The organism is Brevibacterium senegalense, assembly GCF_000285835.1.
Taxonomy (GTDB): domain Bacteria; phylum Actinomycetota; class Actinomycetes; order Actinomycetales; family Brevibacteriaceae; genus Brevibacterium; species Brevibacterium senegalense.
This window is the reverse complement of the sequence record NZ_HE978600.1, coordinates 374299-387739: the sequence shown is the minus strand read 5'-3', so window position 1 is coordinate 387739 and position 13441 is coordinate 374299. Positions and strand designations below refer to the sequence as shown.

Here is a 13441-nt window from a genome sequence, read left to right as displayed (position 1 = left end):
GGTGCACCGGGCCACCTCGTGGCCCTGCCTGCGCAGCTCGGCATGAACCTTCCGCGCCCCGTAGACGCCGTAGTTCTCCTCATGCACCGGTGCCTGCAGATCGGCTCGACCCCGTGCTCGTCCCGGTGCGCGTCGATGAACGCGCACATCACCGGGAGGGGCGGCCTGGCTCCGCGATGCTCCTATGTCAAGTTGGATCGCTCAGGCGGCCATGAGCGCCATTGACGACGCAGGATCCTCGATCATCGACCGCTCCATTGGGGCATCGCGCGCAGGCGACTGGACGGCAGGGACCACGTCCGCCTTCTGAGCGGCATAGACGCGATCCGAAAGTCGACGTCGTAGCAGCCGCAGAGCCTCTTTGCGCGTCTTGCCGGCGGCGATGAGCTTGTCGTAGTAGGTGGCGCCTTCCGCGCCCATACGATCTGAGTGAGGGCAGCCATGTGCAGAGCGGTATTGATCGTGCGGTTCCCTCCACGCGAGAGTCGAACGCGGACCTTGTTGCCTGACCAGACCGGGATCGGCGCGGTGCCGTTGAATCTCGCGTAGGCATCGCGGGAGCGAAACCTGGCGATCCCCGCTGTCTCGCCGATGATCATCGCTGCGCCCAAGGTTCCCATGCCCGGGACGGCGACCAATGAGGGATGGCCGGCTCGCACCAGTCGGCTCAGGCGGCTCTCCAGCGTGTTGATCCTGGCCGTCAGCTCGCGAATATCGACCAGCAGGTCGCGAGCGATCTCGGCGACCGCCCCGTCGACCGGCTCCAGGTACTCGATCAGCTCATCCAGGAGGTGGTACCGGCGCAGAGCACGAGAAGGAATCTCGAGCTCCGGATCGATTTCGTGGAGGAACCAGCGGGCCTTGGACTGCATCGCCGTGCGCTGGGCAACCAGCGTCCTGCGATGGTCAGACAGCAGTTTGATGTCCCGGGACGTGCCCGGCAGCTCAGCAGTCGGCAAGTCCTCTTCGCGAAGTGCTACCCGGGCCACGGCTTCCGCATCAATAGGATCCGATTTGCCGCGTTCCCGGCTGCTGCGCCTCATGCCAGCCATCAGCCTGGTGTGCACGCGAACGACTCGATGGCCGGCCTTGAGCAAGTCCGCCTCGAGCCGACGTGTCAGGTGACGGCAGTCCTCGACCGCGACAGTGACAGTCTCGAAGCCTTCCAGCCAGGTCAAGATCTTCCGATGCCCCACGGCACGTGCTTCGACCGTGAGCTCCTTGATCCTCCGGCCCACCTCGTCCACCGCGACGAGCGTGTGCCAGTCCTTGTGAGCGTCGATACCGATGACAGCCATGACAGTCCCCTTCCCAGTCCGGTACTGCTCGGACTGCGATGCCGAACGTGGACGAGCACGCCTCAGTTGGGCATTCGAACCAGCAGGCTCCTATCAGGCCACGCCCACCTCCAGCACCGCGGGCCCCGGCGGGACGGCACATCGCGGACAAGCTACGAAAGCAGCGAATAAACGAGCCAGCCCCGCCGAGACACCCTCAGTCTGGTACTGACGCGAAGAAAGCCGATGCCTGCCGCAGGATCGTATTCGCCCGCCGCAGCTCGCGGACCTCCCTCTCGAGTTCGGCCATCCGGGCAGCCTCATCCGAGATGGTTCCCGGTCTGAGTCCTTCATCGATCTCAGCCTTCTTCACCCACGTCCGCAGCGCTTCGGGGTGGACACCGAGTTGTTCCCCGATCCGACGGAACGCACCGGCTCGAGTGGCCGGGTCCTGTCGCGCATCGATTGCCATCCTTGTCCCTCGCTCGCGTAGCTCGTCAGGGTACTTCCGTGGTGCGACCGTGCCGCCCATCCTTCCGGGTTAACGATGTCTCTATTTAACCCGGGGCGATTCACGTCGCTGTCTCAACATGGATCGGCCCGGGGGCCCGCTCACGGACGGCTTCCACGCCGTCAGGGAAGATTCGTTCCATACCTCATTTTGGCTCATGGAGCTGTGGCGTGCACCCCACTTGGGTGGGACATCTCCGCACAAACTGGGTCTGATTCGGTAGAATCAGCACGGCGTCCCAGCCGGTGGGGCCCGAACGGTCGAGGGAGGACCAACGTGAGCGAGCCGTGGCTGTCGGCAGACGACATCGCCGCCCACCTCGGCGTCACCAAGGACACCATCTACACGTGGATCGCCGACAAGGGCATGCCCGCCCACAAAATCGGTCGCCTCTGGAAGTTCCAAGCCACCGAGGTCGACGACTGGGTCCGCAACGACGGCGCCGCCGACTCGGACTCCACCAAGGCAGGTGACTGACTCACGTGCGCATTATCAACAACGTCACCGACCTTCTAGGCGATGACCTCAAGACCGTTCTGGCCAGTGGGTCGAAGGTCAGGATCGCGGCCTCCACGTTCTCCATCTTCGCTTTCGAGGCGCTGAAGAAGGAGTTGGAACGGGTCGACGAGCTGGAGTTCATCTTCACGTCCCCGTCGTTCGTGGCCGAGGATGTGACCGACAAGGTCCGCAAGGAGCGCCGTCAGTTCTTCATCCCTGCCGGGCACGCCGAGTCAGCAATCGCCGGGTCCGAGTTCGAGATCCGGCTGCGCAACAAGCTCACCCAGAAGGCCATCGCACGGGAGTGCGCGGACTGGGTGCGCCGCAAGGTCACGTTCCGTTCCAACGCGACAGGCAGTCCCATGCAGCCGTTGGCCGCAGTCGACGACCGCGCCGCCTACTTCCCGATTCAAGGGTTCACCACCACTGACCTGGGCTTTGAGAAGGGCCCGGCCGTCTCCAATGTCGTCACCAAGTTCGAGGGCGCGGCTGAAACCCAATCGTTCCTTGCCTTGTTCGACCAGATCTGGAACAACCCCGACCAGCTCGACGACGTCACACAGGCAGTCTGCGACCACATCGCCACGGTATACGCCGAGAACTCCCCAGAGCGCATCTACTTCCTTATCCTCTACAACCTGTTCGCCGACTTCCTCGACGACATCAACGACGACGTCCTCCCCAACGACCGCACCGGGTACCAGGAAACCAAGGTCTGGAAGAGCCTGTACAACTTCCAGCATGACGCCGCCACCGGCATCATCAACAAGCTGGAAACCTACAACGGCTGCATCCTCGCGGACTCCGTCGGTCTGGGCAAGACCTTCACCGCGCTGGCCGTCATCAAGTACTACGAGCTACGCAACAAGTCCGTGCTGGTGCTGTGCCCCAAAAAATTGGCGGAGAACTGGACGAACTACAACTCCAACTACACCACCAACCTTTTCCGCGAGGATCGCTTCGCCTACGACGTCCTCGCGCATACCGACCTGTCAAGAACGAAAGGCGAATCCCTCGGCCTCGACCTCGCCCGTATCAACTGGGGAAACTACGACCTGGTGGTGATTGACGAGTCCCACAACTTCCGCAACGCCGACTACGCGGAGGAGAAGGAGTCGCGCTACCAGCGACTCATGCGACAGGTCATCAAGGAGGGCGTGAAGACCAAGGTCCTCATGCTGTCGGCAACCCCGGTGAACAACCGGTTCAACGACCTGAAGAACCAGCTCCAACTCGCCTACGAAGGCGAGTCGGAGAATCTCGCCAAACACCTGAACATCTCCACCAGCGTGGAGAAAGTCTTCTCCGACGCCCAACGGGTCTTCAACGAATGGTCCAAGCTCGACGCCGAGCACCGCACCACGGACCAGATCTTGAAAATGCTGGACTTCGACTTCTTCGAACTCCTGGACTCGGTGACCATCGCCCGATCGCGCAAGCACATCCAGGCCTTCTACGACACCACCGAGATCGGCGCCTTCCCCGAACGCCTCACGCCCATCTCTGTGCGCGAACCGCTCACCGACCTCCCAGACGTGCCCGGATTCAACGACATCTTCGAACAGCTCCAGGCCCTCACCCTGGCCGTCTACACCCCGCTGGCCTACGTGTTCCCCTCGCGACGAAGCAAGTACGAGGACCTCTACGACGTCACCACCGGGAACGCCCGGTCGAACTTGGGGCAGGCAGGCCGCGAGCAAGGCCTTAAACAGTTGATGACCGTCAACCTCCTAAAGCGCCTGGAAAGCTCAGTTGAGGCCTTCCGCCTGACACTGGGCAAGATCCAAAGCTCCGTCACACACACCCTGTCCCGGATCAGCAACCACGCTGGAAACCTCGCCGACCTAGTCCCGGACATGGCAGACCGGGACTTCGACATCGACGACGAGGACGACGCCAACATCGAAGCTCTCTCCTTCGGTGAGAAGATCCGCATCGACCTGGACGACCTCGACATCGAGTCCTGGCAACGCGACCTGTGGAACGATCGCGAGACCCTGCGTGAACTCCTCGACGAGATGAACAAGGTCACCCCAGACCACGACCTCAAGCTCCGCAAGCTCAAGGACATCATCCGCTCCAAAGAGCAGCATCCGATCAACCCCGGCAACCGCAAGGTCCTGGTGTTCTCCGCCTTCGCGGACACCACCGACTACCTCTACAAGAACCTCGCACCAGCACTTGCCGCCGCCGGGCTGGAGACGGCGGTCATTACCGGTGGCAACCGTGCTCACGCCACCTTGGGGACGGGCTACGACTTCCAGCAGATCATGTCCCTGTTCTCCCCGCGCTCCAAACAGCGCGAGCTGACCATGCCCGGAGAGACCCGCGAACTGGACGTGCTGATCGGCACCGACGTCATCAGCGAGGGACAGAACCTCCAGGACTGCGACTACCTGATCAACTACGACATCCACTGGAACCCGGTACGCATCATCCAACGGTTCGGACGCATCGACCGCATCGGGTCCACCAACCAGGTCATTCAGTTGGTGAACTTCTGGCCCGACATCTCACTAGACGAGTACATCAACCTCAAGGAACGCGTCGAGAACCGGATGGTCATCGCCGACATCGCGGGCACCGCCGACGACAACGTCCTCACCCAGGAAGACCCGGATGCAGCCTTCCGTAAGGAACAACTCCGCAAACTCCAAGACGAAGTCATTGAGCTGGAAGACGTCCGCACCGGTGTCTCCATCACCGACCTCGGACTCAACGACTTCCGCATGGACCTCCTCGGTTACATCAAGCAATACGGCGACCTCGCCACCGTTCCAAAGGGCCTCCATGCCGTCGTCCCTGCCGACCCAGGTAAGGGGCTGGTGCCGGGTGTGATCTTCGCGTTGCGCAACGTCAACGCGGACGAACACATGAACCGTGGGAACCGTCTCCACCCGCACTACCTCGTCTACCTTGACGAGGACGGCCACGTGGTTGCCGACCACACAGAGGCCAAGCACCTGCTCGACCTCCTACGCACCGGATGCCGCCCCTACGACCAACCTGTCCCCAACGCGGTTCGCGCGTTCAACGAGGCCACCCGAGACGGTGCCGACATGAGCCAGTACTCTCAGCTACTGACTGATGCGATCCACTCGATGATCGACGTCACCGAAGAACGCGACATCGACAGCCTGTTCACCCCAGGCCCCACCACCGCCCTCACCCAGACCATCGCCGGACTCGACGACTTCGAACTCACCGCGTTCATCGCCGTCATCACCTCCACGGAGGAGGCTGGTGCCGGTGACTGACCTGCTGTATCAGTGGCCGAGCGCCGCCCACTTCGGGAGACGGGTGCCCAAGGAGAAGTTCTACGAACACGCCAGCGTCAACACGGCCCTGCGGGAGAAGTTCATCTCCGAGGTCGATCGAGTGTTCTGGACCTACGACCTCGCGCAAGCGACGATCAACCTGGCAGGTACTGACGAGGTCCCGGACATCGCGATCTTCCAGATTGATGCGAAGGGCTCGGACGTCTCCGAACCAGTGCTGAGCACCATCGACAAATCGATACCTCGCCCGATCATCTTCGAGGTCAACCGCGACGTCGCCGGTGTGTGCGAGACCCGCATGGTCGCAGCTCACAAGCAACTCGGTGCAGGTACCCCGAAGATCAGCCAGTACTTCAGCACCGGGTGGCAACCAGCTGACACCGAACGCCAGCCGTTACCGACAGCGATCACCTTGCCAGCCCTCTACGCCGCCCTGCTCGAACCACTTGCCGATGTGGAAGTTCGTCCAGGCGAAGGCATGTCGGAGGTCGCTGACAGGCTGAAGACCGTTGGCAAGCTCGAACGCGAGATCAAGACCCTGGAGCGCAAGCTCCGCAACGAGAAGCAGTTCAACCGAAAGATTGAACTGCGCCGAACCCTCAAGACCAAACAAACACAGCTGGAACAGCAGAGGTAAGACCATGGAAAAACTGCGCATGACATCGCCCGACCTGACCGAGGCGAACATCGACAAGCTTGCCGAGCTGTTCCCAACCGTTGTCACCGAGACCCTCGACGCCGACGGCAACCCACAGCGCGCCGTCGACTTCGACCTCCTCCGCCAAGAACTCTCCGACCACGTCGTCGACGGACCCCAGGAGCGGTACCGGCTCGACTGGCCCGGCAAGCGCGCTGCGGCTTTCGCTGCGAACGCTCCCATCGCGAAGACCCTCCGTCCCGTCCGCGAGGAGTCCGTCGACTTCGACACGACCAAGAACCTCTTCATCGAGGGAGACAACTTGGAAGCACTCAAGCTGCTCCAGGAGTCCTACTTGGGCAAGGTCAAACTCATCTACATCGACCCCCCATACAACACTGGAAGTGACTTCGTCTATGACGACGATTTCGCTGAATCTAGATCCGACTACCTTGCCCGCTCAGGTCAAAGCGCAAGCACAGGGGAACGCCTCGTCGTTAATAGTGAGTCCAACGGGCGGTTTCACTCAGACTGGCTGAGCATGATGTACCCGCGCCTGAAGCTCGCCCGAAATCTCCTCTCCGACGACGGGATTATTTTCATTAGCATTGATGATCATGAGGCGCCGCAGCTTCGTAAGTTGTGCGATGAAGTGTTTGGTGGGTCCAACTTTGCTGGCCAGCTCGTCTGGAAAAAGGGCGGTACAGGTAAGAATGATTCGCAGTATGCAGTTGTCGAGCATGAGTATGTCATCGCCTATGCGCGAAATGCTGCTTTGTCTAGTTTCAATGCCGATCCCGAAGCAGTAGTTTCCACTTCTTACAATCGTCAAGACGAAAGAGGTCGCTATTCGCTAGTTCGCCTCGATTCTAAGACACTGGGATATGTATCCAGTCTAGACTTCGACATCATCGGACCAGATGGGCGTTCCTACCGACCAGAGCAGCCAGCAGGGAGATCGCAGGTCGCACGTTGGCGCTGGGGGAAAGACAAAGTCTCTGACGAATATAATGCCTTGGTTTTCGAAAAGGGCTTTGTCTATACGAAGAACTATGAGAAGGTTGGGGCTCGCCCGAGATCGCTCATGACAAGCGAGCGATTTGGAGTTACACGAACTGGGCGAAAAGAGGCTGAATCAGCAATCGGCGAGAAGGGGATATTTGATTTTCCTAAGCCGGTCAAGCTAATCCAGCATCTAATTCGTATTGCTAGCGACACAGACTCAATAGTCATGGATTTTTTCGCGGGTTCTGGAACCACAGCTCAGGCTGTGATGCAACAGAACGTCGCGGATCGAGGCTCCAGACGATTTATTCTCGTGCAGCTCGCAGAGTCAGTGCCGCCTGACTCGGGAGCTTCGAGGGCTGGCTACATTAGCATCGCCGAGATTGCAAGGAAGAGGATTCGCGGAGTCTGCGGGAAAGCTAGAGGAGAGCTAGAAATATCAGCGGACGGTTTCCGCGCATTTACGATTAGCAGCACGAACCTCCTGGGTAATTTCCATTTGCCCGACGAAACTGGACAGGCCTCCCTTGATGGCCTCGTCGGGAGTGTCAAGCCGCATAGGTCTCCTGAAGATTTGTTGTTCGAGGTCCTGCTGGACTGGGGCGTTGAATTGTCGGTATCGATCGTTCGTGAGTCTTTTGACGGATGCGGCGTCTTTATCGTCGATGATGGCGCGATCCTCGCGTGTTTTGATCAGAATCTCCCAGACAATGTGCTTCATGAGATGGCGCACCGTCAACCACTGCGTGTAGTCCTTCGCGATGACGCGTTCATTTCCGATTCCGCACGGATCAACGCTGAGCAGATCTTCCGTGAAGTATCCCCTACCACTGAAGTGAAGGCGATCTGATCAGCATGAAGCTCCAGTTCAAAGTTCAGCAGTACCAGACAGCTGCCGTCGATTCGGTGGTCGAGGTGTTTGAAGGCCAACCCAAGCATGACGGGATCTCGTATCGTGTCGACCCCGGAAGACCTCAAACGGGTATGGCCCCGCTGTACTCGGATTCTGGCCTGCGCAACGCAGAGATTGCGCTGACAGATGCGCAGCTCTTGGGAAATGTGCACAAGGTGCAACAGTCTCGCAACCTACCGCTCTCGACTGTGCTGAAGGATAGCAAAGCTGCGCCCCATGCTCCGAACGTCGACGTTGAGATGGAGACTGGTACCGGCAAGACCTACGTCTACATCAAGACGATCATGGAGCTGCACAAGCGGTACGGCTGGTCGAAGTACATCATCGTCGTGCCGTCGATCGCGATCCGCGAGGGTGTGAAGAAGTCCTTTGATGTTACTGCGGATCACTTCCAGCAGATGTACGGGACCAAGCCGCGGTCCTTCGTGTACAACTCATCTGAACTCCATGAGTTGGAGCGGTTCAGCTCGGATGCCGGTGTGCAGGTGATGATCATCAACATCCAGGCATTCAATGCGACGGGCAAAGACAATAGGCGTATCTACGACGTGCTGGACGACTTCCAGTCCCGCAAACCGATCGATGTGATCGCGGCTAACCGTCCGATCGTGATCATTGATGAGCCACAGAAAATCGGCGCGGAGAAGTCTCTCAAGGCCTTGTCGAATTTCAACGGGCTGATGATGCTTCGCTACTCCGCAACACACAAGGTGGAGCACACCAAGGTGCATCGGCTAGACGCACTCGATGCCTATAACCAGAAACTGGTCAAGCAGATTGCCGTTCGCGGCATCACTGTCAAGGGCTTGGCTGGGTCTACTGCCTACCTGTACCTTGAGGCGATTGAGATTGCGAAGGGTGCGCTACCGCGCGCTCGGGTCGAGATCGAGGTCCAGACCAAGACGGGGATCAAGCGCCTGGTGAAGCGGGTGGAGAAGGGTACGAATCTCCACGATCTCTCGAATGGGCTGGAGGCCTACCGCCCCGACGGTAAGTCCCTCGTGGTCATCGACATCGATGCGAATCGTGACGTGATCGAGCTGAGCAATGGGGACATCGTGTTCGCCGGTCAGCTCGCCGATCGCGACGTCACTGAGGACACCAAGCGCCGCATCCAGATCCGCGAGGTCATTCGTGCACATTTGGACAAGGAACGAGAGCTGTTCAGCCAGGGCATCAAGGTGTTGTCCCTGTTCTTCATCGACGAGGTGGCAAAGTACCGCAACTACTCCCGAGAAGACACGCTCGGCGAGTACGCGCGAATGTTCGAGGAGGAGTACGCGCTGATTCGCGACGAGGTGCTCGGCGAGCTGGCCCTCGACGAGGCGACCGCCGCGTACCAGGCGTACCTTCGTCGCGACGAGATTCGAGAGGTCCATCAGGGCTACTTCTCGATCGACAAGAAATCTAAGCATCAGGTCGACGGCAAGGTCTCCGGCCGGGGTGATGACAAGGGCCAGTCCACTGATATCGATGCCTACGACCTGATCCTTAAGGACAAGGAGCGACTGCTCTCCTTGGACGAGTCCGTGCGTTTTATCTTCTCCCACTCAGCACTGCGCGAGGGGTGGGACAACCCGAACGTGTTCGTCATGGGAATGCTGAAGAAGAGCGACAACACCGTCTCCCGACGTCAGGAGATCGGCCGTGGCCTCCGCCTGGCAGTAGACCAGCGAGGCGAGCGCATGGACGAGTCGACCGTCGGCGCTCGGGTCCACGACATCAACGAACTGACCGTCGTCACCGACGAGTCCTACACTGAGTTTGTCGATGAGCTCCAGAAGGAGATCTCGGAGTCCCTGGCTGCCCGCCCGCGCAAGGCGAGCGTCAACTTCTTCAAGGGCAAGACGATCCAGACCACCGCGGGCGAATCGATCGTGGAGGAGCAACTGGCCAGGTCCCTCTACAACTACCTGGCGCGCAACGACTACATCGACGATGACGGCCACATCACGCCGACCTATAAGGAGGCCAAGGCTGAAGGGACGCTTGCTGTCCCAGCGTCGGAGGTCTTGTTGCCGATGGTGGATTTCGTCTGGCCGCTGGTCGACTCGCTGTACATCGACGTGCCGAAGCCCACGGATGACCGCAAGCCGAAGAAGGTTCCCCTCAACGAGGCCAACTTCGCGCGCAAGGAGTTCCAGAACCTGTGGGGTCGGATCAACCACAAGGCGGTCTACCAGGTCGAGTTCGACTCAGACAAACTGATCCACAAGGCTGTTGACCACATGGACAAGCACCTCAACGTCGCGTCCATGCAGTACGTCATCCAGTCAGGTAAGCAGCGTGATGAGCTGGAGGCCGACGACCTTTCGAAAGGTTCGGGATTCGCGGTGTCCACCACGGAGACCGTGACCGAGGAAGTGACGGCTGGCTCGCAGGTGAAGTACGACCTGCTGGGTGAGATCGCCGAGAAGACAAAGCTGACCCGTCGTACGGTCGCAGCGATCCTCAAGGGTGTCCGACCGGACACGTTCGGGAAGTTCAGGCTGAACCCGGAACATTTCATCACCGAGGCTGCGCGGCTGATCAACGAGCAGAAGGCCACCGTCATCGTGGAGCACCTCGCCTACGACGCTCTGGACGAGACCTTCGACTCTGCGATCTTCACAGAGAACCAGACCAAGCAAGACTTCACCTACGCCGGTGCCAAGCTCACGAAACACATCTACGACTACGTCGTGACCGACTCGAAGATCGAGCGTGCCTTCGTCAACGAGCTGGACACCAGCACCGAGGTCGCCGTCTACGCGAAGCTTCCACGCGGGTTCTTCATCCCAACTCCGGTCGGAGACTACAACCCAGACTGGGCGATCGCGTTCAAGGAAGGCAGCGTCAAGCACGTCTACTTCGTCGCGGAGACCAAGGGCTCACTCTCGACCCTCCAGCTGAAGGGCGTCGAGGACGCAAAGATCGAGTGCGCCCGCAAGTTCTTCGCCTCCCTCAACAAGAAGAACGACGGCGACGTCACCTACGACGTCGTCACCGACTACACCGAGCTGATGCAGCTGGTTACCGCCTGATTCATTGTCCCGCTCCGACTCTCGACAGAAAGTCTGTTGATCCATGGCCAGACCCCCAGCGTGGAAGCACACCCTTGAGGAAGCACGTCGCCAAGCGCTGGTGGCGATCGACTTCTACAATCGCCCGGGTGACCGACGCAGCTTCGCTGACTTCATAGTCCACATTCACCTGGCATGGCAGAACCTCATGCACGCTGATCGGATGCGCCGAAAGGTTGAGATCTTCTATAGAGAGAATGACAAGCGGCGCACCTTTAAGCGCAACCCCGATGGTTCAAAGAAGACATGGGATCTTAGCCAGTGCCTGAAGCACGAGTTCAAGGATAACGATCCGATCCGGAAGAACGTCGAGTTCTTCATCGGCCTGCGTAATCACGTTGAGCATCGTTATCAGGACTCAGTCCTTGTTACGACGGCAGCCGAAGCTCACGCCTGCATTATCAACTTTGAATCAGAATTGGTCCGGCGGTTTGGATCGGCGGCAAGCCTCGGGACTGAGTTGAAGTTTCCCGTCTTCGTACAGTCCCTCAGCCCGACCAGGTATGAAGAGCAGCGCTCACTTCGGCGAGGGCTTCCGCAAGGTACGTCCACCTTCATCGCGGAGTTCCAGGATGCACTCGATGAGTCGATTAGAAGTGATGAACGATACGCATACCGTCTCCTGTTGTTGCCGGTGAAGGGGCCGAAGACCGATGCCGACATGGCTTTGAACTTCGTCCGACAGGATGAGCTGACTCCAGACGAGCTTCAGGAGCTTGTGGGTCAGCAGGGTAGCGTTATCGTTGCTGAGAAGTTCAGGAATGCAGCGAACGGCGACGAGGTGCTGCCCAGCGCGGCTGCAAAGCAGGTACAAGAACGCATCCCGTTCGAGTTCGGTGTTAACGATTTCACTAGGCTCCGGAAGAAGTGGGGAATCGGTCCCGTGAAGTCGCAGTCGAAGGACCAACTGCCGAACTCTGAAGGGTACTGTCTTTATTCGCCAACGTTCAAGCAGTATGCCTACCTCCCGAAGCTTGTTGACCGGATGGTTGCAGCGCTTTCTGTCGAAGACGACTACACCTCGCTCGTTGGGCACAGACCGACGGTCAGGCCCGACGACCGGTAGCTTGAGATCAGCCATCGACCTCCAATTCGAGCCACCACGCCTCTTGCAGATCGAGGTCCGGTGGTCCCGGTAGCTCACCTCCTTCGTGACGCAGGGAAGGTGAACGGGCGTGACAGTATCGAAGCGGGTGATGTCGGCTGGGGACGGCTACAAGTACCTCCTGCGGACCGTCGCCGCCGGGGACGGAGACCGGGCACTGTCGACGCCGCTGCCCCGCTACTACAGCGCGGAGGGCACTCCTCCTGGCCGGTGGATGGGCAGCGGCCTCCCAGCTCTCGGGACTGGCCAGATCACGTCGGGCGACGAAGTCAGCGAAGCTCAGCTCCAGCTACTGGTAGGGATGGGCCGCGACACAGTGACGGGTGCGCCCCTGGGCCGCGCCTATCCGGTCTACAAGACCATCGCGCAACGCGTCGAAGAGCGGACCGCAACCCTTGACTCGCACCTTGATCCGGCGGCACGTGCCCGCGCAGTCACTGCAATAGAGGCCGAGGAAGCCGAACGTGGACGCGACGGGCGGTTGCAGGATTCGACTTTACGTTCTCGATCCCGAAATCCGCCAGTGTGCTGTGGGCGGTTGCGGATGCAGGTACGCAATCCCTGATTGCCCAAGCGCATCACGACGCGGTTGCGGACATGATCGTCTACATGGAGCGTGAGGTTGCAGCCACTCGCACTGGTGCAAATGCTGGCGGCGGTGCTGTCGCCCAGGTCGATGTTCGCGGTGTCATCGCGACTACGACTCCCGTGCCAGTGACCCGCACCTGCACACGGACGTGGTGATCAGTAACAAGGTGCAGACCGTCTTGGACGGGAGGTGGAGATCCTTGGACGGCGGCCGTTGCACGCGGCGACCGTTGCTCTCTCGGAACTGCACGAGGCCGTCTATGCTGATCATCTGACGCGGATGCTCGGTGTGGAGTGGGAGTCGCGTGCCCGTGGCCGGGACCGCAACCCTACATGGGCGATTGCCGAGGTTCCCGAGGAGCTGGTTGCGGAGTTCTCGACGCGTGCACGCCACATCGACGAGGCAACCGACCGGCTGATCGAGGAGTATATGGGCTCTTCCGGTTTCAGAGTGCGTGCCGTGCCCCGCGTCCCCTGGTGTCGGTGGTGAGTGAGAGGCGGGCCTTGGGTGAGGATGGAAATTCCTCAAGATCCCTCACACCCAAGGCCCTGCCGTGCAATCTACCG

Annotated in this window: 7 protein-coding genes and 3 pseudogenes; 7 read left to right on the top strand and 3 right to left on the bottom strand. The window is 59.9% G+C overall.

Annotated elements, in window-relative coordinates:
* From HGBR_RS21115 to HGBR_RS19225, 3 genes and pseudogenes are all read right to left on the bottom strand, one after another.
* A pseudogene (locus HGBR_RS21115) lies at positions 1-87 on the bottom strand (IS3 family transposase); the annotation flags it as partial.
* 155 nt (positions 88-242) lie between these two features.
* Entirely contained in the window at positions 243-1298 is a 1056-nt protein-coding gene (locus HGBR_RS15970; protein WP_245533239.1) for an IS110 family RNA-guided transposase, read from the bottom strand.
* A 214-nt stretch (positions 1299-1512) separates the two neighbouring features.
* Positions 1513-1749: pseudogene (locus HGBR_RS19225) on the bottom strand (transposase); the annotation flags it as partial.
* A 315-nt stretch (positions 1750-2064) separates the two neighbouring features.
* On the opposite strand from HGBR_RS19225, the gene HGBR_RS01785 reads away from it, so the two are divergent.
* The 7 genes and pseudogenes from HGBR_RS01785 to mobF form a co-directional block, all read left to right on the top strand.
* Complete coding sequence (locus tag HGBR_RS01785; protein WP_019157620.1) at positions 2065-2265, top strand: helix-turn-helix domain-containing protein; 201 nt, start codon at positions 2065-2067, stop codon at positions 2263-2265.
* Between the two features lie 5 nt (positions 2266-2270).
* A complete protein-coding gene (locus HGBR_RS01780) occupies positions 2271-5543 on the top strand; it encodes a helicase-related protein (protein ID WP_019157619.1) in 3273 nt (1090 codons plus the stop codon).
* Entirely contained in the window at positions 5536-6201 is a 666-nt protein-coding gene (locus HGBR_RS01775) for a DUF4391 domain-containing protein (protein WP_026077250.1), read from the top strand. The genes HGBR_RS01780 and HGBR_RS01775 overlap by 8 nt, the downstream gene beginning before the upstream one ends.
* A gap of 4 nt (positions 6202-6205) precedes the next feature.
* On the top strand, positions 6206-8056 hold the full coding sequence (locus HGBR_RS19220) for a site-specific DNA-methyltransferase (protein ID WP_040364514.1): 1851 nt from the start codon (positions 6206-6208) through the stop codon (positions 8054-8056).
* 5 nt (positions 8057-8061) lie between these two features.
* Positions 8062-11142, top strand: coding sequence for a type III restriction-modification system endonuclease (locus HGBR_RS01765; RefSeq protein WP_026077249.1), 3081 nt, complete (start codon positions 8062-8064; stop codon positions 11140-11142).
* 43 nt (positions 11143-11185) lie between these two features.
* A complete protein-coding gene (locus HGBR_RS01760) occupies positions 11186-12247 on the top strand; it encodes a DUF3644 domain-containing protein (protein WP_026077248.1) in 1062 nt (353 codons plus the stop codon).
* A gap of 109 nt (positions 12248-12356) precedes the next feature.
* A pseudogene (gene mobF / locus HGBR_RS20975) lies at positions 12357-13319 on the top strand (MobF family relaxase); the annotation flags it as partial.
* Positions 13320-13441: the final 122 nt, after the last annotated feature.